19 protein-coding genes are annotated in these 21,025 nt (G+C 66.8%); 12 read left to right on the top strand and 7 right to left on the bottom strand.

The window, feature by feature from the left end; all coding sequences use genetic code 11:
* Nucleotides 1-114 precede the first annotated feature (114 nt).
* Nucleotides 115-333, top strand: coding sequence for a hypothetical protein (locus tag AC6EUL_RS03050; RefSeq protein ID WP_499868776.1), 219 nt, complete (start codon nucleotides 115-117; stop codon nucleotides 331-333).
* 7 nt (nucleotides 334-340) lie between these two features.
* Here AC6EUL_RS03050 and AC6EUL_RS03045 read toward each other — a convergent pair whose 3' ends face one another.
* The 3 genes from AC6EUL_RS03045 to AC6EUL_RS03035 all read right to left on the bottom strand — a co-directional run bounded on the left by AC6EUL_RS03045 (nucleotide 341) and on the right by AC6EUL_RS03035 (nucleotide 3,635).
* Complete coding sequence (locus AC6EUL_RS03045; RefSeq protein WP_200917636.1) at nucleotides 341-511, bottom strand: hypothetical protein; 171 nt, start codon at nucleotides 509-511, stop codon at nucleotides 341-343.
* 28 nt (nucleotides 512-539) lie between these two features.
* Entirely contained in the window at nucleotides 540-1,298 is a 759-nt protein-coding gene (locus AC6EUL_RS03040; protein ID WP_499868775.1) for a competence/damage-inducible protein A, read from the bottom strand.
* A 69-nt stretch (nucleotides 1,299-1,367) separates the two neighbouring features.
* The gene (locus tag AC6EUL_RS03035; RefSeq protein WP_499868774.1) at nucleotides 1,368-3,635 is read right to left on the bottom strand and encodes a lytic transglycosylase domain-containing protein; all 2,268 of its coding nucleotides are present in this window, start codon (nucleotides 3,633-3,635) and stop codon (nucleotides 1,368-1,370) included.
* 187 nt (nucleotides 3,636-3,822) lie between these two features.
* On the opposite strand from AC6EUL_RS03035, the gene dapA reads away from it, so the two are divergent.
* Together dapA and smpB are read left to right on the top strand one after the other, a co-directional pair.
* Entirely contained in the window at nucleotides 3,823-4,722 is a 900-nt protein-coding gene (dapA, locus tag AC6EUL_RS03030; protein ID WP_499868773.1) for a 4-hydroxy-tetrahydrodipicolinate synthase, read from the top strand.
* Between the two features lie 82 nt (nucleotides 4,723-4,804).
* Nucleotides 4,805-5,278 (top strand): SsrA-binding protein SmpB, encoded by a 474-nt coding sequence (smpB, locus tag AC6EUL_RS03025; protein ID WP_056189358.1) that lies wholly within the window; start codon nucleotides 4,805-4,807, stop codon nucleotides 5,276-5,278.
* Nucleotides 5,279-5,834: 556 nt separating this feature from the next.
* On the opposite strand, the gene AC6EUL_RS03020 is transcribed toward smpB, so the two are convergent.
* The 3 genes from AC6EUL_RS03020 to rpoZ form a co-directional block, all read right to left on the bottom strand.
* Nucleotides 5,835-6,509 carry a LabA-like NYN domain-containing protein gene (locus tag AC6EUL_RS03020; RefSeq protein ID WP_056211007.1) on the bottom strand — a complete coding sequence of 225 codons (675 nt, stop codon included), beginning with the start codon at nucleotides 6,507-6,509 and terminating at the stop codon, nucleotides 5,835-5,837.
* A gap of 385 nt (nucleotides 6,510-6,894) precedes the next feature.
* The gene (locus AC6EUL_RS03015; RefSeq protein ID WP_056272811.1) at nucleotides 6,895-9,138 is read right to left on the bottom strand and encodes a RelA/SpoT family protein; all 2,244 of its coding nucleotides are present in this window, start codon (nucleotides 9,136-9,138) and stop codon (nucleotides 6,895-6,897) included.
* A gap of 184 nt (nucleotides 9,139-9,322) precedes the next feature.
* Nucleotides 9,323-9,733, bottom strand: coding sequence for a DNA-directed RNA polymerase subunit omega (rpoZ, locus tag AC6EUL_RS03010; RefSeq protein WP_056211011.1), 411 nt, complete (start codon nucleotides 9,731-9,733; stop codon nucleotides 9,323-9,325).
* A 231-nt stretch (nucleotides 9,734-9,964) separates the two neighbouring features.
* Between rpoZ and AC6EUL_RS03005 the strand changes: the two genes are divergently transcribed.
* The 5 genes from AC6EUL_RS03005 (at nucleotide 9,965) to fabF (ending at nucleotide 14,465) form a co-directional block, all read left to right on the top strand.
* Nucleotides 9,965-10,687 (top strand): carbonic anhydrase, encoded by a 723-nt coding sequence (locus AC6EUL_RS03005; protein ID WP_056272808.1) that lies wholly within the window; start codon nucleotides 9,965-9,967, stop codon nucleotides 10,685-10,687.
* 117 nt (nucleotides 10,688-10,804) lie between these two features.
* Complete coding sequence (gene fabD, locus AC6EUL_RS03000) at nucleotides 10,805-11,746, top strand: ACP S-malonyltransferase (protein ID WP_499868772.1); 942 nt, start codon at nucleotides 10,805-10,807, stop codon at nucleotides 11,744-11,746.
* A 16-nt stretch (nucleotides 11,747-11,762) separates the two neighbouring features.
* Complete coding sequence (gene fabG / locus AC6EUL_RS02995) at nucleotides 11,763-12,503, top strand: 3-oxoacyl-[acyl-carrier-protein] reductase (protein WP_056272807.1); 741 nt, start codon at nucleotides 11,763-11,765, stop codon at nucleotides 12,501-12,503.
* Nucleotides 12,504-12,877: 374 nt separating this feature from the next.
* A complete protein-coding gene (locus AC6EUL_RS02990) occupies nucleotides 12,878-13,114 on the top strand; it encodes an acyl carrier protein (protein WP_018044468.1) in 237 nt (78 codons plus the stop codon).
* 88 nt (nucleotides 13,115-13,202) lie between these two features.
* A complete protein-coding gene (fabF, locus tag AC6EUL_RS02985) occupies nucleotides 13,203-14,465 on the top strand; it encodes a beta-ketoacyl-ACP synthase II (RefSeq protein ID WP_499868771.1) in 1,263 nt (420 codons plus the stop codon).
* On the opposite strand, the gene AC6EUL_RS02980 is transcribed toward fabF, so the two are convergent.
* A complete protein-coding gene (locus AC6EUL_RS02980; RefSeq protein WP_499868770.1) occupies nucleotides 14,462-15,820 on the bottom strand; it encodes a hypothetical protein in 1,359 nt (452 codons plus the stop codon). The genes fabF and AC6EUL_RS02980 overlap by 4 nt on opposite strands.
* A gap of 409 nt (nucleotides 15,821-16,229) precedes the next feature.
* Here AC6EUL_RS02980 and mltG point away from each other — a divergent pair, with 409 nt between their 5' ends.
* The 4 genes from mltG (at nucleotide 16,230) to AC6EUL_RS02960 (ending at nucleotide 21,021) form a co-directional block, all read left to right on the top strand.
* Nucleotides 16,230-17,591: an endolytic transglycosylase MltG gene (gene mltG, locus AC6EUL_RS02975; protein ID WP_499868769.1), complete on the top strand. Its 1,362-nt coding sequence runs from the start codon at nucleotides 16,230-16,232 to the stop codon at nucleotides 17,589-17,591.
* Nucleotides 17,592-17,969: 378 nt separating this feature from the next.
* Complete coding sequence (locus AC6EUL_RS02970) at nucleotides 17,970-18,848, top strand: YicC/YloC family endoribonuclease (RefSeq protein WP_499868768.1); 879 nt, start codon at nucleotides 17,970-17,972, stop codon at nucleotides 18,846-18,848.
* Between the two features lie 12 nt (nucleotides 18,849-18,860).
* Entirely contained in the window at nucleotides 18,861-19,523 is a 663-nt protein-coding gene (gene gmk, locus AC6EUL_RS02965; RefSeq protein WP_499868767.1) for a guanylate kinase, read from the top strand.
* Nucleotides 19,524-19,623: 100 nt separating this feature from the next.
* Complete coding sequence (locus AC6EUL_RS02960) at nucleotides 19,624-21,021, top strand: dihydrolipoyl dehydrogenase (RefSeq protein WP_499868766.1); 1,398 nt, start codon at nucleotides 19,624-19,626, stop codon at nucleotides 21,019-21,021.
* Nucleotides 21,022-21,025: the final 4 nt, after the last annotated feature.

Below are 21,025 nucleotides of genomic sequence, written 5' to 3'. Positions count from 1 at the left end.
TTGCGTGTGCCGGCTCCCGAGATGTCGGGAGGGCGAGGAAAAGCTCGACAGATCGGTTGACCATTCCTGACCTTCGGCCGCATGTTCCTGATATGTTCTTACTCAGGATCGCTTATGCAGCCACGGTCCACCTCCACGCCTGCCTGGACCTCGCCTGCGGAGGCGATCGTGGCCGCCTACCTGGAAGAGGCCGGCGGCGATGCGGTTCTCGCGCTCCATCGCGCGGTGGCCGATGCCCTCACGGACCTGTGCGAGGCCGAGCGCCGGACCCTGCGCCGGGATCGCCTGATCTCGCACGGCTACGTCCGGGGTCGGCCCGACCAGAACGATTAGGGAGGGCTCACACCGCACCGTCGGAGGCTCTTTGCGCCTCGACCTCCGGCGCGACCCGACCGAAGTTCAGGACCGCCACCAGGGCGGTGTCACTGAAGATGTTTCCGATCAGGGCCGGCGGGAAGAGGCGCCCGGCATCGTCGCTTATCGAGCCGAGCCAGACGAAGAGGGCGATCACGATGGGAGCGGGCCGGTTCTGGGATTCTTCAGGCGTGCGTCCCGCTGCGCAATCTCGCGAGGAGCGCGTCCACCTCGGCCCGGGCGGCGTCCAGCGCCGTGGCTTCCCGGCCGCGCACCACGATGCGATTGGCAAAACCGTTCGGCGTCATCGACGGATAGGAGCCGATCGAGACCGTGGGATGAGCCTTGGCGATGGCCGCAAGACCGCCGGCATAATTGCCTTCGGGCAGATTGCCGGCCTCGATCGTTTCCGACAGGACCTTGGCGCCGGTCACCAGCGTCGGCCCGACATTGTCGAGCATGGCCTGCATGATCCCCGGCACACCTGCCATGACGATGACGTTGTCGATGCGGAAGCCCGGCGCCTTGGAGATCGGGTTGGCGATGAGATCGGCCCCGGCGGGGATGCGTGCCATGCGAAGGCGGGCCTCGTTGAGGTCCTCGGGCTTGTGGCGCTCCAGCAGCATCGCCTTCGCGCGCGCATCCACGTCAATCGTGACGCCGAAGGCGGCAGCCACGCAGTCGGCGGTGATGTCGTCGTGGGTCGGGCCGATGCCCCCGGTGGTGAACAGGTAGGTGTAGGAAACGCGCAGGGCATTGATGGCAGGGACGATGCGGTCGGCCTCGTCGGGAACGATCCGCACTTCCTTCAGGTCGATGCCGATGGCGGTGCAATAGTCCGCGATCGTACCGATGTTCTTGTCCTTGGTGCGCCCGGACAGGATTTCGTCACCGATGACCAGGACGGCGGCGGTGACGGCGGCATTTTCGGTGGGTTCGGGCACGGCGGATCCGGGGCAAGCGGGGGAGACCCTGCCAAGTAGCGCGGCCGGACCCGCCTGACCACGCGACCTTCAGCGCGCCCCGCGCTGAAGGTCGCCGTCGATGAGCAGGGCGCTCTTGCCGTCCAGGCGATTGCGGTAGACCTGCAGGTTCTCCATCACCCGCTGGACGTAGTTGCGCGTCTCGGTGAACGGGATGCGCTCGACCCAGTCGATGGGGTCGACACCGCCCTTGCGGGGATCGCCGTAGGCGTCGATCCACTTCTTCACGTTCCCGCCGCCGGCATTGTAGGAAGCGAAGGCAAGGATGTACGAGCCGCGCCAATCCTCCATCAGTTCGCCGAGATGGGCCTGACCAAGGCGGGCATTGTAGGCGGGGTCGCTGGTCAGGCGGTCTGGGTCGAAGCTGGCGCTGACCCGGCGCGCCGTGCGCTGGGCGGTGGCCGGCATCATCTGCATCAAGCCGCGGGCACCCACGCTGGATTGCGCCTGCGGGTCGAATTGGCTTTCCTGCCGAGCGATGGCGAAGACCATCGCCTTCTCCACCAGGGGAACGGCGGCCGAAGCCTCGTAGTTCGGGATGCCGATGGTCGGGTAGGCGTGGGCGTCGAGCGGTAGCCCGCGCTGCACCGCGATCTTGCCGATGGCGACGAGGGCGCGGGAGTTGCGCTGCTCGGCGGCGACGTTGCCGAGCGCTTCGAGTTCGGCCGCATCCGTTAGGCGGTTCGCCGTATCGATGTAGAGCGGTAGCGCGAGGTCGCGGATCGCGGCAGCCTCCAGCATCTTCAGGGCACGGACGTAGAGGCGCTGGTCGAAGGCGGCCTGCTGGGTCGCGTCGAGGCTGGGGATGCTGCGCAGGGACAGGCTGGAACGTCCGAGTTTGGTCCGCGCCAGTTGTCCGTAATACGCGATGGGCTGGAGAGCGGCGCGCTCGTAGAAGGTCTTGGCGGACCCGGCCTGGCCCATCGCCTCGGCGGCCCGGCCCTGCCAGTACGCGGTGCGGGCGAGCGAGATCGGCGTCTCGGCGATCCGGGCGGCCTCGTCGAAGTGCTGCGCCGCCTTCGCGGCATCGTCCTGGAAGCGAAGGGCGATCCAGCCGGCGTGAAACTCGGCCTCGATGCGCTTCTCCACCGTGCGGGCGCAGGGGGCGCGGGCCACCGCATAGGCGGCGGCGGGGTCGTTGGCGTCGATGAGCTTGCGGGCGACGATCCGGCGCTCGACCCACCATTCGTCGCCGTCGACCAAAACGTCCGCGTTGGTCGGCGCGGTGGCCAGGATCGCGGCCGCCTCCACGACCTTGTCGTGGCGGCGCAGGTACTGCGCGCGGGACAGGATGTAGGAGGAATCGCTGCGCAGCGACGGCGGGACCGCGTTGAGGGCGGCAGGCGCGGCCGAACTCTTGTCCTCCACGGCTCGGCGGGCACGGACCAGGGTCGCGTAGCTGCCGCCGGCCAGGGTCGCGGCGCGACCGGCCGTGTCGTAATCCTCCTTCAGAAGGGCCCGCTCCATGCGGTAGCGGTGATCGATCCGGGTCAGAACCGTCGGAAAGGCATCCAGCACCTTCGTCTCGAGATTCCGGCCGAAGGTTTCCGAGCGCCACAGGTCGCGCACCAGAGCGGCGGCGTCCCCGTCGAGGCCGTCGGATTTGAAGGCCAGCGCCAGGGCGAACTTGCCCGGCGCACTCGCCGGCCGCGAGGCGGCGAAGAAGGCCCGCACCGTGGTGGAATTCCTGCGCTCCGTCAGCAAGGCCTCCTCGGCGCGGCGGCGCAGGAGGGGGCCGGCCGGCCAGTCGGGATTGCTGCGCGTGAAGGCGACGGTGCGTTCGAAGCCGATGCCGGCACCGGCCCGGATCGCCACCCATTCGAGGAGCGCGCGCGCGGCCGGGTCCTTGACCCCGTCGCGCAGACGGTCGCCCTCGGAGACGCGCCCCTTGCGATAGGCGTCGATGGCTTGGCGCAGGGCCGGCAGGTCCACGTCAGGCGCCACCTGTGCCGCCCGGGCCGGGTCCGGCACATCGGGAATCGGAGCTGCGGGCGAAACCGCCGCGTCGGGAAGCGGAAACGCGATGCCGGCCTCAGGGTCGGCGGAGGCATAGGCCTTGGCGGCGGCGGGAAGAACCTGGCTCGGGGCGGCCTCCGGTGCTTTCGCGTCGATCTTGAGCGCGTCCGCCGCGACCGGGTCGGGGATCTTGGCTTCGGGCAGTGCCGCGGAGGGCGCCACCGCGTCGCTCGCCGGCCGCAGGCTCGGCTCCCCGTCCGGGCCCGCCGAGGCCGCGAGAGCGCCGGCCGAAGCCAGGCTGAAGGCCAGTATCAGGGCCGCGCGTTGCGTCGAGAACACCATGGTTCTTCCAGTCCCATCACCGTGGACAGACCTTCAAGCTCACCCGAAGGGCATTAAGAAGGCATTAACCCCATGAAAGCAGCGTTTGCGCCGGTGCGGGCGAGGGCCTATGTCTCCCCGTCCGCGTGAAGCGGTGCCGCTGCCGGACAACCGGCGCATGACGAGACCGACGTCTGGGAACGCCAGGATGACCGAGACCTCCACACGACGCCTCAAGGGCGCGATGTCCGCCCTCGTGACTCCGTTCAAGGACGGCGCCTTCGACGAGGCGGCCTTTCGCAAATTCGTGAATTGGCAGATCACCGAGGGCATCCACGGGCTCGTTCCAACCGGTACCACCGGCGAGAGCCCGACCCTGAGCCATGCCGAGCACGACCGGGTGGTGGAGATCTGCATTGAGGAGGCCGCCGGCCGCGTGCCCGTGATCGCTGGCGCCGGCTCCAATTCCACTGCCGAGGCGGTGGAGCGCGCCCGCCACGCCGAGAAGGCGGGAGCGGATGCCGTACTCGTGGTCACGCCGTACTACAACAAGCCGACCCAGGCCGGCCTCTACGCGCATTTCAAGGCCGTGAACGACGCCATCGGCATTCCGATCATCCTCTACAACATTCCCGGGCGCTCCATCGTCGATATGAGCGTCGAGACGATGGCGCGCCTGTACGAACTGAAGAACATCGCCGGCGTGAAGGACGCAACGGCCAAGCTCGACCGGGTCAGCCTGCAGCGCCAAGCCATGGGCGAAGACTTCATCCAGCTTTCGGGCGAAGATGCGACGGCGCTCGGCTTCAACGCTCATGGCGGCCACGGCTGCATCTCGGTGGTCTCGAATGTCGCGCCACGGCTCTGTGCCGATCTCCAGGAGGCGAGCCTCGGTGGCGACTATGCCAAAGCGCTGCAGATCCAGGACCGGCTGATGCCGCTGCACGCCAGCATGTTCGTGGAGCCGAACCCGTCACCGGCGAAGTACGCGCTCGCGCGGCTCGGTCTGATGACCGACGAGGTCCGGCTGCCGCTCCTCACCGTCAGTGCAGAGACGAAAACCTTGGTCGACGCAGCCCTGCGTCACGCGGGCCTGCTCGACGCCTGAGCCCGACTGGCAAAGCGGTCCGCGCAGAACCATATCCCTCGGCCCGGTCGCGATGGCGCGACCGGCCTGACCCGACGTTGTGATGGCTCCCAAACCCGAATCGAACCGCCGCGTCGTCGCTGATAACCGCGCCGCCCGCTACCACTACGAGATCACCGATACGCTGGAGGCCGGACTCGCCCTGACGGGGACCGAGGTCAAATCCCTGCGCAAGGGCAAGGCGACGATCGGGGAGGCCTATGCCGGCCCGTCCGGCACCGACCTGATGCTGTTCAACGCCTACATCCCGGAATACGTCGAGGCGAACCGCTTCAACCACGAGACCAAGCGGCCCCGCCGGCTCCTGCTCCATCGTAAGCAGATCAACAAGCTGATCGGCGCCACCCAGCGTGAGGGCTTCACCGTGGTGCCGCTGAAGATCTACTTCAACGAGCAGGGACGCGCCAAGATCGAGCTCGGCCTCGGTCGGGGCAAGAAGCTGCACGATAAGCGCGAGGCCTCGAAGGAGCGAGATTGGCAGCGCGACCGCGCCCGCATCATGCGTGACAAGGGCTGAGGCCACGAGTGGTTCGCGGGCCCGGGCAATGCCGCGGCTCTTAAGATCGGGGTCAGACGACATGCGGCAGCGCGTCCGCTGTCCAGGCGCCTACGGGTCGTCAGACGTTGCGCGCTCGCCCTGTTTTCCGAAGGCGGCCGAGAACCCATAACGCCATCCGCGTCTGCCGGCGGGCCACACCGAGCATCGTCACTGGGTCCCCGCCGGGCAGCGGCAGGTACGGGTCGTGCCAGACATCGGCTCAGACGGGCGCATCGGTCACGCGGGACAGGGATCGTCTGCACCGTGATCGCCGCCTCCAATTTGAGCTGGAGACGTCACGGAGAAGGTTGCGCCATTCCGGCATCGCAGTCACGCGCCGCTACAAACGCTGGAACGAAGCTTATGCGACGGGAGAGGCTGTCGCCCAAACGTTGCTCTTGTGCCTCGACCGAGGTGCCGATGACTTCTGCCAGGACGGCTCGATACCCGTCGGCCGGCATGACGTTCGACCGGGCGACGGGAGCGTCCGGCCTCATCCTTCAGTCTCCGCGGCAAGCGCCAGTCTTCCGACGTTTCAGGGCTCGACCGCCTCATCGCTCTGGCGAATGCCGTATCGGCTTTCCAGAGCGGGGCTCGGCCGCGCCGAGCGCTCCGGCGTCTCGCCGCGGAAGCGGGTTCCCGTATCGCCGGAATTTCGGCTGTCCGGGGCGCGCGGGCTTCGCTCGCCGGGATCGCGGCCGATCCGTGCGATCAGTTGCGCGAGATCCACGAACTCGTCGGCCTGCCGGCGCAGGTCGTCCGCGATCATCGCGGGCTGCGTCTGGATCGTGCTGACGACCGTGACCCGAACACCGCGGCGCTGCATCGCCTCGACCAGGGACCGAAAATCCCCATCGCCGGAGAAGAGCACCATGTGGTCGATATGGGGGGCCAGTTCGAGCGCGTCGATCGCCAGCTCGATATCCATATTGCCCTTCACCTTCCGCCGACCCATCGAATCGACGAATTCCTTCGCAGGCTTGGTGACGACACGAAAGCCATTGTAATCGAGCCAATCGATCAACGGACGAATGGACGAATATTCTTGGTCTTCAACAATTGCCGTATAATAAAAGGCGCGAAGAAGCGAATCTCTTGACTGGAACTCTCGGAGAAGACGTCGGTAATCGATGTCGAACCCGAGTGCCTTTGTCGCTGCGTAAAGATTCGCGCCATCAATAAATATGGCGCTGCGCTGTTGTGCGCTCATGGGTTGACCCGCTTAAGAGGAAGACAAAAAACGAATATCTTTGTAAAAAATGGTGGGCGACCCCGAACCTTATGCTTGCTCCTCAGCCCTGGTTGCAGATGCTCAGAATGCACTCGAAGCAAAAAAGAACGGATTGATCACGCAACGAAGCTTTGTCGACTGAAATACCTTCTGATTGTTTAAAGCCGTATCACGTCAGAAGTCAAATTTCGTCGGATATGAATTCGGGCAGACAGCAATCTGCAGAAGTCCACGCCAGAAATACAACCGTCGCTGCGTGCCGCATCGGGTCCTTCGCGTTCTCGTCCTCACGCGATCGGATGGGCGAAAGGGGAGCGGCAGGCGGCCAAATAGACGCTTCGGGTTTTTTAAGCGCGCCTTCGCCTCAGCCGTTGACGCGTTCGACCTTGTTCACGGTCCGCTTTCCGCGAAGCTCAGAGATGATGGCGTTCAAGTGCTTCAGGTCCCAGACCGAGAGATCGATGACGATTTGGGTGAAATCCTGCGTCTTCCGCTTCATCGAAACATTGTCGATATTGCCGTCATGATCGGCGATCACCTGAGCGATCTGTGCGAGGACGCCGGGCTCGTTGATCGATTGCAAGGCGAGACGTGCCGGAAAGCGCTCGCTCGTCCCGGCCTCGACGTCCCAGCGCACATCGAGCCAGCGATCGGGCTCGTTGTCGAAATCGGCGAGAGCAGCCGACTGGATCGGGTAGATCGTGACGCCGACGCCCGACGTCAGGATACCGACGATGCGATCGCCCGGAACAGCACCACCGTTGGGCGCAAAGCTGACCGGCAGGTCGCTGTCGAGACCGCGGATCGGAATTCCGTCCGAGCGGCCATGCTCCGCGCTTCGCCCCTCCGGGAAGGTCAGCCGCATGGTCTGATCCTTGGACAGACTGAGGCGCCCGGCTCCGTCGGTCGAGGTCGGCTGCGGCAGGGGTGCCGGGGCACCGCGGCGCTCGTCCTTGTAGTCCGGATAGACCGCCCGCACGACATCGCCCGAGAACATCTCGCCCCGTCCGACGGCAGCAAAGACATCTTCGGTGCTCTGACGAGCGAGACGGGGCAGCGCCCCGCGGAGCTTATCCTCCGAGAAGCTCTTGGCCGCCCGCTCGAAGGCACGATCGAGGATCTGGCGCCCGAGGCCCGCATATTGGCGCCGGACGGCCGAGCGGGTCGCGCGCCGGATCGCCGAACGCGCCTTGCCGGTCACCACCAGGGATTCCCACGCAGCAGGCGGCGAGGCGCCATCCGACCGGGCGATCTCGACTTCGTCGCCATTGACGAGTTCGTGCAGCAGCGGTGCCATGCGGCCGTTGATCTTGGCACCCACCGCCGAGTTCCCAACGTCGGTATGGACGGCGTAGGCGAAATCGATCGGGGTCGCCCCGCGGGGGAGGGCGATCAGGCGACCCTTCGGTGTGAAACAGAACACCTGGTCCTGGAAGAGTTCGAGCTTGGTGTGCTCCAGGAATTCTTCGGGGCTGTCGCCCTCAGCCAGGAGTTCGATGGTTCGACGCAGCCATTGGTAGGCGCCGCTCTCGGTTGCGAGACGCGGGTGTCCACCGCCGATCTCGTCCTTGCCGCCGCTCTCCTTATAGTGAGCGTGCGCCGCGATGCCGTACTCGGCGATCTCGTCCATGGCCGCCGTGCGGATCTGCAGCTCGACGCGCTGGCTCTTCGGGCCGATCACCGTGGTGTGAATCGAACGGTAGTCGTTCTGCTTCGGCGTCGAGATGTAGTCCTTGTACCGGCCTGGGACCATCGGCCAGCTCGTGTGCACGACACCGAGAGCGCCGTAGCAATCGGCCAGGGTCTCGACCACGACACGGAAGCCGAAAATGTCGGACAACTGCTCAAAGGCGACCGACTTGCGCTCCATCTTGGCCGAGATGGAGTAGGGCCGCTTCTGCCGCCCCGTGACGACGGCCTTGATGTCCTGGGCCGCGAGCTTGGCGGTCAGGTCATGCTCGATGCTCTCGACGAGGCGTTCCGACTTGGCGGAGAGGTCGGACAGCCGCTGGGCGATGGTGGCGTAGATCTCCGGCTTAAGGTTGCGGAGCGCGAGATCCTCGAGTTCCTCGCGCAACTCCTGCATGCCCATCCGCCCGGCGAGCGGCGCATAGATGTCGAGGGTCTCCTGTGCGATCCGCTCGCGCTTGTCCGCCCGCATGTGGTGGAGTGTGCGCATGTTGTGCAAGCGGTCGGCGAGCTTGACGAGCAGCACGCGGACATCGGCCGCCACCGCCAGGAGCAGCTTGCGGAAATTCTCCCCCTGCGCCGCCCGCTTGGACACGAGGTCGAGGCGCTTCAGCTTGGTCAGGCCGTCCACCAGGGCGCCGATCTCGGGGCTGAAAAGCTCCCGGATCTCGTCAAGGGTAGCCGCCGTATCCTCCACGGTGTCGTGCAGAACGGCCGCCACGATCGTGGCATCGTCGAGCCGGAGGTCGGTGAGGATCGCGGCGACTTCGAGGGGGTGGGCGAAGAAAGGGTCCCCGGAGGCCCGTTTCTGCGTGCCGTGGGCGCGCATGGCGTAGACGTAGGCGCGGTTCAGCAGGGCCTCGTTCGCGGCGGGATTGTAGCGCTTCACCCGCTCGACAAGTTCGTATTGGCGCATCATCCGCCGGAAGACCCTTTCACGCGCGACGGCCCCGGTGCCGGATCCGTTCCCACGATGTGTCCCGCATCGCACGCGGGCACGCCAGCCCCACGGCGTCGCATCGGCCGCGATTCCGGGGTCCCGAGACGAAAAAACCCGGCGCAGCGGCCGGGTTTTTCATCGGATCTGGGGGATCGACGATGGCTTACTCGGCCTCGTCGTCCGTCTCGGTGGGCGGCGCCAGGTTCTCGAGGCCGCGTAGCAGGTCTTCTTCGCTCATGCGATCGAACTGGACGGCGCTGTCGTCGCTGGAGGAGGGGGGGGCGACGGCGGCAGCGGCTGGCGAGCTCGACAGCAGCGGCACGGTCTCGGCCTCCGGCTCGTCGACCTCGACGTACTTCTGCATCGAGTGGATGAGCTGCTCCTTCAGGTCGTCCGCGGTGATCGTCTCGTCGCCGATCTCGCGCAGGGCGCAGACGGGGTTCTTGTCGCGGTCGCGATCGATCGTCAGCGGCGCGCCGGCGGCGAGCAGGCGAGCACGGTGGCTGGCCAGCAGAACCAGCTCGAAGCGGTTCTCGACCTTGTCGATGCAGTCTTCAACGGTGACGCGAGCCATGGCGGACGGCTCCTTCCTCGGACGGAATTTCTGGGCTGAGCCCGCCTCATACACCCCTTAACGCCGGGCAACAAGCGCTGCGGCGGGTCTATCCCGTTGCCCACGTTCGGCGATCCTCCGGCAATCCCCTTCTGCGGTCCCGCATAACGCCTCAGCGACGCGGTGCTGCGGCACGGTTTAGAAGATCCGGGCGCGGCGGTGCATCGGCCGGGCGAGGGGGGATATTCCACAATGACCACGATACTCAGTCGTCGCAGCCTGCTCGGCTGTGGATGCCGGCTCGGGGCCGGATGCTTCGCGGCCACGGCGTTGCCGACCCTCGCCTTCGCCGCGGCGCCATCGACCAAGAAGACGACCCTGACCGCCGACCAGGCGCTGGAGGCCCTGAAGGAAGGCAACCGCCTCTACCAGACCGACAGCCCTGTCCGCGCGGTCCAGGGTCGCGAGCGCCGGATCGAGATCGCGCTGGGCCAGACCCCGTTCGTGGTGCTGGTGAGCTGCTCAGATTCGCGCGTGTCGCCGGAGATCCTGTTCGGGCGCGGCCTCGGCGAGCTGTTCATCGTGCGCAACGCCGGCAATTGCGTCGACACCGCCGCTCTGGGCTCCATCGAGTACGGCGTCTCGCAGCTCGGCGTGCCCCTGGTGCTGGTGATGGGCCATAGCCGCTGCGGCGCGGTGGAAGCGGCGATCGACGTCGTCCAGAACAACACCGTCTTTCCGGGTTCGATCGGCCGGATGATCGAGCCGATCGTGCCCGCGGTGCTGTCGCAGCGCGACAAGCCCGGCGACTTCACCGAGAACTGCGTGCGCGCCAACGTCAACCGGGTGGTGGAGCGCCTGCGCAGCGCTTCGGAGCCGTCGCTCCTCGATCCCCTGAAAGCCGGCAAGCTGCGGATCGTCGGCGCCTCCTACAGCCTCGATTCCGGCACGGTCGACTTCTTCAACGAGGGGTAGGGCGCCCGGCCTCGCTGCGGTGCCATGTTGACACAGGTGGCGGGCGGTGCGACTGCGCCGCCCTTCCTGTCCCGGGCCGAGCCTCTCGGGGCGACCCGGCACCACGAGGACTTCACCATGGCGCGCGCTTGCATCTTCCCCGGCCAGGGCAGTCAGGCCGTCGGCATGGGACGGGCGCTGGCCGAACACTTCCATCAGGCCCGCGACGTGTTCGCGGAGGTCGACGAGGCCCTGGGCCAGCCGCTCTCCCGCCTGATGTTCGAGGGCCCGGCGGAGGAACTGACCCTCACCGCCAACGCCCAGCCCGCCCTGATGGCCGCGAGCCTCGCGACCCTGCGGGTGCTGGAGGCCGAGCGCGGCCTCGACCTGAAGCGGGACGTCGCCTGCGTGGCCGGCCATTCCCTGGGCGAGTATACGGCCTTGTGCGCCGCCGGCACCTTCTCCATCGCGGACGCCGCCCGGTTGCTGCGCATCCGCGGCACCGCCATGCAGGACGCGGTGGCCCCCGGGGCCGGCGCCATGGCGGCCTTGATCGGGGCCGATGCCGAGACCGCGCAGGCGATCGCCGCGGAGGCCGCCGAGGGCGCGGTCTGCGAGGTGGCCAACGACAACGGCGGCGGCCAGGTGGTGCTTTCCGGTGACAAAGACGCGGTCGAGCGGGCCGTGGCCCTGGCCCCGGGGCGGGGGATCAAGCGCGCGGTCCTGCTCAACGTCTCGGCCCCGTTTCACTGCTCGCTGATGGCGCCGGCCGCCGCTCGTATGCAGAGAGCACTTGTCGAGGTCGCGATGCACAGCCCCGTGGTGCCGGTCTACGCCAACGTGCTGGCCGCGCCCCTCACCGATCCCGCCGCGATTCGCGAGGCCCTGGTCGCCCAGGTCACCGGAACCGTGCGCTGGCGCGACTGCGTCGCCGCCATGGCGGCCGCCGGAATCGACCAGTTCACCGAGATCGGCACCGGCAAGGTGCTCACCGGACTCGTCAAGCGGATCGCCGCCGGCGCGTCGGCGAGCGCGGTCGGCACCCCCGACGACATCGCCGCGTTCCCTGCCTTCGGCTGAACCTCGAGGAAAGCCCATGTTCGACCTGACCGGCCGCAAGGCCCTCGTCACCGGCGCCACCGGCGGCCTCGGCGGCGCCATCGCCCGGGGGCTGCACGCGCAGGGCGCGACCCTCGCCATCTCAGGCACGCGGCAGGCGGCCCTGGAGGCCTTCGCGGCCGAGCTCGGGGGTGAGCGAATCCACGTCGTGCCGGGCGACCTTTCCGACAAGGCCTCGGTGGAGGCCCTGGTGCCGGCGGCGGAGGCGGCGCTGGGCGGCCTCGACATCCTGGTCAACAACGCCGGCATCACCCGCGACAACCTCGTGCTGCGCATGAAGGACGACGAGTGGGACGCGGTGATCGCCGTCAACCTCTCGGCGGCGTTCCGGCTGTCGCGGGCGGCCGTGAAGGGCATGATGAAGCGCCGCCACGGCCGCATCGTGAACATCGGCTCGGTGGTGGGCGCCACCGGCAATCCGGGCCAGGTCAACTACGCCGCCGCCAAGGCGGGCCTGGTGGGCATGACCAAGGCGCTGGCGGCCGAGGTCGCCACCCGCAACCTCACGGTCAACTGCATCGCGCCGGGCTTCATCACGTCGCCGATGACCGACGCGCTGAACGACAAGCAGCGCGAGGGCATTCTCGGCCGCGTTCCCATGGGGCGGCTGGGCACCGGCGCCGACATCGCCGCCGCCGCGATCTACCTTGCCTCCGACGAGGCCGCCTACGTCACCGGCCAGACCCTGCACGTGAACGGCGGCATGGCCATGTATTGAGGGGTTCTGACCCCCGGTTTCGCTGCGGCGCACAGACCAAAAAACAGGCGATTGGCTCGAAAAGGCCACACCGATGAACGGGTTGTGAACAGCCTCTCGCCAGCGTCGGAACCCTGTGTTAACACCCCGGCTGCCGTGCGAGGGGGGTGCCGATTCAGCGTGTTGCGGAGGTTTGAAAAACGTGGGTCACTGACTGGACAAGTCCGGTGACTTGCCCGAAACGCGCGATCGAACACACCGGCCGCTCCATCCGAACAGGTCGTCCCGGGACGGGACGGCGGCCACGGCACCTTCACCGACCTTCCACCAGCAAGTCTCTTCACCCACAAGATCCTTGCACCATCACGACCTTGAAGAGCTAAGGACCAAGACCGATGAGCGATATCGCTGAGCGCGTGAAGAAGATCGTTGTCGAGCACCTCGGCGTGGAGCCGGAGAAGGTGGTCGAGGGCGCGAACTTCATCGATGATCTCGGCGCCGACAGCCTCGACACCGTCGAGCTCGTGATGGCGTTCGAGGAAGAGTTCAACGTCGAGATCCCCGACGACGCCGCCGAGACCATCCAGACGGTCGGCGATGCGGTGAAGTTCCTCGAGAAGAACTCCGCTTAAACGTCACGGGTCGTGCGTCCGCGGGGTCCCCTGAAACGGACCCCGCGCGCCATTCGTTGTGATGACAGGACCGGTTCGGGATAGCGCGATGCGTCGGGTAGTGGTGACGGGCTTGGGGATGGTGACGCCGCTGGCCAGCGGGGTCGAAGCCACCTGGAGCCGGTTGATCGCCGGCGAATCGGCGGCCAAGGTCGTGACGGCGTTCCCCGTCGACGATCTCGCCTGCCGCATCGCCTGTTCCGTGCCCTTCGGCGACGGCAGCGACGGCAGCTTCAATCCCGACGCCTTCATGGAGGTGAAGGAGCAGCGCAAGGTTGATCCGTTCATCGTCTACGCGATGGCGGCCGCCGGCGAGGCCCTGAACGACGCCGACTGGCACCCGACCTCCTACGAAGACCAGTGCGCCACCGGCGTCATGGTCGGCTCCGGCATCGGCGGCATCGGCGGCATCTACGACGCCTCGGTGACCCTGCACGACAAGGGCCCGCGCCGGATCTCCCCCTTCTTCATTCCCGGCCGCATCATCAATCTGGCCTCCGGCCAGATCTCGATCGCGCATGGCCTGAAGGGCCCGAACCACGCGGTGGTGACGGCCTGCTCCACCGGCGCCCACGCCATCGGCGACGCGGCCCGGCTGATCCAGTTCGGCGATGCCGACGTCATGGTGGCGGGCGGCGCCGAATCGCCGGTGAACCGCCTCGCGCTCGCCGGCTTCGCCGCCTGCCGCGCCCTCTCCACCGGCTTCAACGACGCCCCCACCAAGGCCTCGCGCCCCTACGACCGCGACCGCGACGGCTTCGTCATGGGCGAGGGCGCCGGCGTCGTCGTGCTCGAGGAGTACGAGCACGCCAAGGCCCGCGGCGCCAAGATCTACGCCGAGGTCATCGGCTACGGCCTCACGGGCGACGCCTACCACATCACCTCGCCGGCCCCGGACGGCGACGGCGCCTTCCGCTGCATGAGCGCCGCCGTGAAGCGCGCCGGCATCCAGGCCAGCGACCTCGACTACATCAACGCCCACGGCACCTCGACGCCCATGGGCGACGAGTTGGAGCTGAAGGCCGTGGAGCGCCTCCTGGGCGACCACGCCGCCAAGGCCTCGATGTCCTCCACCAAGTCCTCCATCGGCCACCTGCTGGGCGCCGCCGGTTCCGTGGAAGCGATCTTCTCGATCCTGGCCATCCGCGACGGCATCCTGCCCCCGACCCTCAACCTCGACACCCCCTCCGTCGAGACCGCCATCGACCTCGTGCCGCACGAGGCCAAGCGCAAGCGAGTGGATACGGTGCTGTCGAACTCGTTCGGGTTTGGTGGGACGAATGCGAGCTTGGTGATGCGGCGGGTGGGTTAGGCCAGCATCTGCTTAATATCGATTGGTCCCTCGCTTTCTGCCGCCCAATCGATACAAGCAAGCAAGCAAATTTTTGCTAAGATTTCTGCTTTTGATTTTTCGACGGACCAATCGTACTTGAATTTATTCGTGCTACCATGCACGATTTTGCTCCGTCCTGTATTGTAAATAAGTTCAATTGAATTCTTGAGTGTCGATCCGTCAGAAAAAATAATGTCTGCTGGAGTTATTCCGGCCCTTAATCCGAATAATTTCACAATTTCGTAGTATCCTCTTCCGCCCACAAGTGAATCCAGCGAAGCTGCAAATTTGACGACCGACACCATCGAGTTTTCTTCTCGGCATGCCTCATGAAACCAAAATGAAGACTGAGCGAAGGCATCGAAAATTTCTGAATTGTAACGGTCAGCATTTCTATTTAGCGTCCATTCTAATATTTTGCTGAAAAACTGAAACGATGCCTTTTCCGTGGCAAGTATGTTCGCCCACTCCTGCTTGTCTACATACTTTCCATTTGGACTACGTGATTTTCCAGAAAAACTTGTTATTCCCGTTTTATCACCAAATATAATATACCTTTGCTGAAACATTTCGGCGGAATAACTAATATTAAAATCTTTTAGGGCCCTGGACGGGCTCTGCCAACGAATAGCAATCGCTGCCAGTGCAATTTTGGTCGCAAGCAGGGCGCGATCCAGACCTATACTATCACTAAAACCTTTCAAAATTACACTACATACATAACGATGGTCGCCAATGAGATTGATAATCTCATTTTCAATATCTGCTTCAGAATTGTTTTTTATTTCACGGAACTTTGTTTTATTCCATCGTCGCCGAATGCGTTCTGCCGTTACAGACCCCAATCTTCCGTCTTTCTGAAGCTTTAGCAGCCACGAATCTCGTGGTTGCATCAAAACTGGGCCAAGTCTTAAATCGCCTAAATCAGAGCTAAATAAATCACATCCAAAAACGTAGGTGCGTTTACGCTCTAATAGACTTAACTTAGCAATGTGAGCGCGGATAGAAGCCAGTAAATTTTGACTGCGTTCGGTCGTGCTCGCCTCCCATCCCTCAGATCCCATAATTGTTCCGAGGCTAACGCGGACAGCATCGCGCAAATCTTTTTTGTCAAATCCCCGCCTTTCACCGGATTGTTCACGATGTAAAGCGGATGAAAGACGCCAAATCAAACTCTCTAGAATACTTGTCGATCTAATACATTGCCCATTTCCGACAGGTATCGTAGATGGAAATAAACTCTCGTCTCCATCAATATCATCCCAAAATCCGTATTTTTGGATATGATCTACTTCTGTTAAAATTCCATCTACAACGTCATTTACACTTTCCATTATAAGACTATGTCCTTCAATAATAATATTATCTATGGATTATTATGATAAAAAATCCGATTGATCGATCTAAGGTAAATTACACAACTTGCAAGTGACAAAAATAGATCATGCATGGGCCGATAATTGACTCATAGATCTTGATTTAGCCATGCAACAGCGTCTCTGGGAGCCACAGCGGGAAGAGCGGCGCCGCTGCCTATGATGACCACCTTTCATAGTCGCTCTCTCCTGGAACCCGAAGGCTCGCGCCCGTGCCGCGTTGGCATATCCTCCTTCGCCACAAAACCCACCAACTTCGCGCGCCAAACTGCCCGTCCCGTGCGCCCCCCTCGACTCGGGCGCGCGGACTCCCCTAAAAAATCCGGCGGCGGCCGGGGTGGGGACCTGAGGCCCGAACAGGATGTCCATGTTCTTCCGCAAACGCCCAGATCCGGCGCAGACGCCGGTGCCCTCCGACGAGCCGGCCCTGCCCAACCGGCTCTCGCCCCGCAGCCCCAGCGAGGCGATCAAGCCCACCGCCGCGCCGCCGCCGCCCGACCGTCCGGTCCGTGAGCGCGGCGGGTTGCTGGCCCGCATCTCCGGCCTGCTCACCGCCTCCGTGGTTTTGGCCATCGCGGTGATGATCGGCGTGACGCTGTTCGAGCGCCAGACCAAGGAGCCGGGGCCGCTGCCCGCCGACAAGGTCGTGGTCATCCCGCCCCGCAGCGGCACCTCCGAGATCGCCGAGGCGCTCAGCCGCGAGGGCGTCATCACCCAGACCGCCCTGTTCGAATGGGCCGCCCGCTTCTCGGGCAAGGCGCTCAAGGCCGGCGAGTACACCTTCAAGGCCCATGCCAGCATCGGCGAGGCCATCGACACCCTGGCCTCCGGCCGGCAGGTGCAGCACGCCATCACCTTCCCGGAGGGCCTGACCTCCGAGCAGATCGTGATGCGCCTCAACGACAACGACGTGCTCACCGGCGACGTCAACGAGATCCCGCCCGAGGGCTCGCTCCTGCCCGACACCTACAAGTTCGAGCGCGGCGCCACCCGGCAGCAGATCGTCAACCTGATGCGCGCCAAGCAGCGCGAGGTCCTGAACCAGATCTGGCTGCGCCGCTCGGCCGAGATCCCGGTGAAGACGCCGGCCGAGATGGTGACCCTGGCCTCCATCGTGGAGAAGGAGACCGGCCGGGCCGACGAGCGGCCCCGCGTCGCCGGGGTGTTCGTCAACCGCCTGAACAAGCGCATGAAGCTGCAATCGGACCCCACCATCGTGTACGGGCTGGTGGGCGGGCGCGGCACCCTCGGGCGCGGCATCCAGCGCGCCGAGATCGAGCGCGCCACGCCCTACAACACCTACGTGATCGAGGGCCTGCCCCCGGGCCCCATCGCCAATCCGGGCCGCGCCGCCCTGGAAGCCGTGGCCAACCCCTCGCGCACCAAGGACCTGTTCTTCGTGGCCGACGGCACCGGCGGCCACGCCTTCGCCGAGACCCTGGAAGGCCATTCCCGCAACGTCGCCCGCTGGCGCCAGGTCGAGCGCGCTCGACAGACGCCGACGCCGGACGCGGTGGTCGACAAGGCCGATCCGCCGGGTGCGCCCACCGTCCCCGGCACCGCCTCGGCCTACGCCCCCGACGGCACCAACATGGCCGCCAGCCCCGACGGCACCGGCAACCGCGCGAAGGCCTTCGATGCCTCCGAGGGCACGCGCCTCGACCCCCTGCGCAACAAGACCTTCGACCTGAACTCGCCCAAGACCGTGCCGGTGCTCAAGCAGCCGTAGCGTCCGCCCACGCAACCGGATGATCCACCCCGTCATCCCGGGGCCGCGCAGCGGAGCCCGGGATCCAGAAACACATATGGGGCAAGGCCTTGCGCCGTCGGCGGCTGTGGATTGCACGCCTCCGGCGCGCCCCTGCGGGTCCGGGCTCGCCTGCGGCGCCCCGGAATGACGGGGTGTCATACGAACTCCGTTTGATCCCTTCGGGATGGCGGAGTTCGGCTTCGCTCAAGCGCCGCGCGGGCTGAGCGATACGGACCCCGCTTGAATCAAGCGGAGCCCGTATCATTTCCTGCAACCGACCCGCCTCCGCACCCGGCAGGGTCCCCCGACCACCCCCAGCCTTTCCCCACGGGGGCCGGGACGAACGCGAAGACAGCCATGATCCTCTCCAGCATGACGGGCTTCGCCCGCGCCGCCGGCTCCACCGGGCCGGTCCAGTGGGCCTGGGAGGTCCGCAGCGTGAACGGGCGCGGGCTCGACGTGCGCCTGCGCGTTCCCAACGGCTACGACGCCGTGGGCGAGGTCGCCCGCACCGCCCTGCAGAAGAGCCTGGCGCGGGGCCAGTGCCAGCTCTCCCTGACCCTCACCCGGCCGGAGGCGGCGCCCCGCGTCCGGATCAACGAGGCGCTGCTCGGCCAGCTCGCCGCCGCCATCGCGCGGGTGCCCCGGCCCGAGGGCGTGGCGCCCGCCACCCTCGACGGGCTGCTCGGCATCCGCGGCGTCGTCGAGGCCGACGAGGAGCCCGGCGCCGACGCGGAGGCCCTGGCCCGCGACCTCGCCGCCGGCGTGGTCCGCCTCGTCGCCGACCTCGTGGAGGCGCGCCGCGCCGAGGGGCGGGCGCTGCGCGGGGTCATCGAAGGCCAGCTCGCCGCGATGGCCCGGCTCACCGCCGCCGCCGAGGCCTGCCCGGCCCGCACGCCCGAGGCCGTGAGGGCGCGCCTCGCCGCCACCGTCGCGACGCTGCTGGAGGCGGGCCACCTCGATCCCGACCGCCTGCACCAGGAGGCGGTGCTGCTCGCCGCCAAGGCCGACGTCCGCGAAGAGCTCGACCGCCTCCAGGCCCACCTCGCCAGCGCGGCCGAGCTCCTGGCCGCCGGGGGCGCCATCGGGCGCAAGCTCGACTTCCTGGCCCAGGAGCTCGGGCGCGAGGCCAATACCCTGTGCGCCAAGGCGAATGACATCGCGCTGTCGCGGATCGGACTCGACTTGAAGGCCGTGGTGGAGCAATTCCGGGAGCAGGTTCAGAACGTCGAGTAGGTTTTTTCAGCGATGCGGGACGCTTTGACGATGGAGGCCGGGGTGATCGCGCGGCGCGGGTTCATCCTCATCCTGTCCTCCCCCTCGGGCGCGGGCAAGACGACCCTGACCCGGGCCGTCGCCGCCGACCCGAAATGGGGCCTCGACCTCTCGATCTCGGTGACGACCCGGCAGCGCCGCCCGTCCGAGATCGACGGCAAGCACTACACCTTCATCGACCGCGAGGCCTTCGACGCCCTGCGCAGCGCCGACAACCTGCTCGAATGGGCCGAGGTGCACGGCAATTTCTACGGCACCCCGCGCCGCCCGGTGGAGAAGGTGCTGGGCGCCGGCCGGGACATGATCTTCGACATCGACTACCAGGGCACCCGGCAGGTGCGCGCCAAGCTCGCCGAGGACGTGGTGACGGTGTTCATCCTGCCGCCCTCGCTGGCCGAGCTGCGCCACCGCCTCGAGCGCCGGGCCGAGGATTCCCCGGACACCATCGAGAAGCGCCTCGCCAACGCCCGGATGGAGATCCAGCGCTGGACCGAGTACGACTACGTCATCGTCAATGACGACCTCGACGACGCCTTCCGCTCCCTGGAGGGCATCCTCATCGCCGAGCGCCTGAAGCGCGCCCGCCGTACCGGCCTGACCAGCTTCGTGGAGGGCCTGCTCGCCGAGCCCGACTGACGGGCGGGTTGCCGCAGACAGGAACGTTCGTCGGGCGACGGGGGTTGGCCCGCGATTCCGACGGTCGGGGTCGAGAGGCGCGAACCCGAGAGCCGTCGCGATGCGCGAGAGATCCTGTGACATCGCCGTGATCGGCGCCGGCACCGCCGGCCTCGCCGCTCTCCGCGCCGCCCGCGATCGCGGCGCCGACGCCGTCCTGATCGAGGCCGGGCCGGGCGGCACCACCTGCGCCCGCGTGGGCTGCATGCCCTCGAAGCTGCTGATCACCGCCGCCAACGCCGCCCATGCGGCCCGCCACGCCGACGTGTTCGGCATCGATGCCGGCTCCGTTCGGGTGGATGGCCCCCGCGTGATGGCGCGCGTCCGGCGCGAGCGCGACCGCTTCGTGGCCGGCGTCCGCGCGGGCGTCGACGAACTGCCCGCCGAAATCCGCATCGCCGGCCGCGCCCGCTTCACCGGGCCCGACACCCTGGCGGTGGACGACCACACCGCCTTGCGCTTCCGCGCCGCGATCGTCGCCACCGGCTCCAGCCCGGCCGTCCCCGAGCCCCTGCGGGACCTCGGCGACCGGCTCCTCACCAGCGACACGGTGTTCGAGATCCCCGACCTGCCCGAGTCCCTGGCGGTGCTCGGCGGCGGCGCCGTCGGCCTCGAGCTGGCGCAGGCCATGGCCCGCCTCGGCGTCGCCGTCACCCTGTTCGACCCCGGCACGCACCTCGCCTCCCTGCGCGACGACGGCCTCGCCGAGACGGCCCGCCGACTCTTCGGGGCCGAGATGACGCTGCGCCTCGGCTGCAGGGTCACGGAGGGCGACCGCGCGCCCGAGGGCGTGCGCCTGACCTGGACCGACGCGGCCGGGGCGACCGGGACCGGCACCTTCGCGCGGGTCCTGGCGGCGGCCGGGCGGCCCCCCAACGTCCGGCATCTCGGGTTGGAGGCCGCCGGCCTCTCCCTCGACGAACACGGGATGCCGGCGTTCGACGCCCGCAGCCTGCTCTGCGCCGGCGGCCCGGTCTTCCTCGCGGGCGACGCCAACGCCGATCGGCCGGTGCTGCACGAGGCCGCCCGCCAGGGCCGGATCGCCGGCGCCAACGCGGCCCGTCTCGTCGCCTCCGGCCGCCACGCCGTCGAAGCGCCCCGGCGCTGGACCAACCTCGCCATGGTGTTCACCGAGCCGCAGGCGGCAAGCGTCGGCGCGCCCTACGATCCCGCAGACGCGACCCTCGTCCGCGGCAGCGTCGATTTCGGCGACCAGGGCCGGGCCCGGATCATGGCCGAGAATGCCGGGGCGCTGCACCTCTACGCCGACCGCAGCGGCACCCTCCGGGGGGCCGAGATGCTCGGACCGGCCTGCGAGCACCTGGCCCAGTTCCTCGCCCTTGCCATCGCGGACGGGCTGACCGCCGAGGCTCTCCTCGACCGGCCGTTCTATCACCCGACGGTGGAGGAGGGGCTGAAGACCGCCCTGGAGGCGATCGTCGCCGCCCTGGACAGCTGAGCCG

The organism is Methylobacterium sp. 001424705 (assembly GCF_059816145.1).
This window is presented reverse-complemented; position numbering and strand designations above follow the sequence as displayed.

What these genes read in the sequence shown, in the direction of transcription:
- AC6EUL_RS03050 (WP_499868776.1), top strand. Translation starts at nt 115, where the DNA reads ATGCAGCCACGGTCCACCTCCACGCCTGCCTGGACCTCGCCTGCGGAG.
- AC6EUL_RS03035 (WP_499868774.1), bottom strand. Translation starts at nt 3,635, where the DNA reads ATGGTGTTCTCGACGCAACGCGCGGCCCTGATACTGGCCTTCAGCCTG.
- dapA (WP_499868773.1), top strand. Translation starts at nt 3,823, where the DNA reads ATGACCGAGACCTCCACACGACGCCTCAAGGGCGCGATGTCCGCCCTC.
- smpB (WP_056189358.1), top strand. Translation starts at nt 4,805, where the DNA reads ATGGCTCCCAAACCCGAATCGAACCGCCGCGTCGTCGCTGATAACCGC.
- AC6EUL_RS03020 (WP_056211007.1), bottom strand. Translation starts at nt 6,509, where the DNA reads ATGAGCGCACAACAGCGCAGCGCCATATTTATTGATGGCGCGAATCTT.
- AC6EUL_RS03015 (WP_056272811.1), bottom strand. Translation starts at nt 9,138, where the DNA reads ATGATGCGCCAATACGAACTTGTCGAGCGGGTGAAGCGCTACAATCCC.
- rpoZ (WP_056211011.1), bottom strand. Translation starts at nt 9,733, where the DNA reads ATGGCTCGCGTCACCGTTGAAGACTGCATCGACAAGGTCGAGAACCGC.
- AC6EUL_RS03005 (WP_056272808.1), top strand. Translation starts at nt 9,965, where the DNA reads ATGACCACGATACTCAGTCGTCGCAGCCTGCTCGGCTGTGGATGCCGG.
- fabD (WP_499868772.1), top strand. Translation starts at nt 10,805, where the DNA reads ATGGCGCGCGCTTGCATCTTCCCCGGCCAGGGCAGTCAGGCCGTCGGC.
- fabG (WP_056272807.1), top strand. Translation starts at nt 11,763, where the DNA reads ATGTTCGACCTGACCGGCCGCAAGGCCCTCGTCACCGGCGCCACCGGC.
- AC6EUL_RS02990 (WP_018044468.1), top strand. Translation starts at nt 12,878, where the DNA reads ATGAGCGATATCGCTGAGCGCGTGAAGAAGATCGTTGTCGAGCACCTC.
- fabF (WP_499868771.1), top strand. Translation starts at nt 13,203, where the DNA reads ATGCGTCGGGTAGTGGTGACGGGCTTGGGGATGGTGACGCCGCTGGCC.
- AC6EUL_RS02980 (WP_499868770.1), bottom strand. Translation starts at nt 15,820, where the DNA reads ATGGAAAGTGTAAATGACGTTGTAGATGGAATTTTAACAGAAGTAGAT.
- mltG (WP_499868769.1), top strand. Translation starts at nt 16,230, where the DNA reads ATGTTCTTCCGCAAACGCCCAGATCCGGCGCAGACGCCGGTGCCCTCC.
- AC6EUL_RS02970 (WP_499868768.1), top strand. Translation starts at nt 17,970, where the DNA reads ATGATCCTCTCCAGCATGACGGGCTTCGCCCGCGCCGCCGGCTCCACC.
- gmk (WP_499868767.1), top strand. Translation starts at nt 18,861, where the DNA reads ATGCGGGACGCTTTGACGATGGAGGCCGGGGTGATCGCGCGGCGCGGG.
- AC6EUL_RS02960 (WP_499868766.1), top strand. Translation starts at nt 19,624, where the DNA reads ATGCGCGAGAGATCCTGTGACATCGCCGTGATCGGCGCCGGCACCGCC.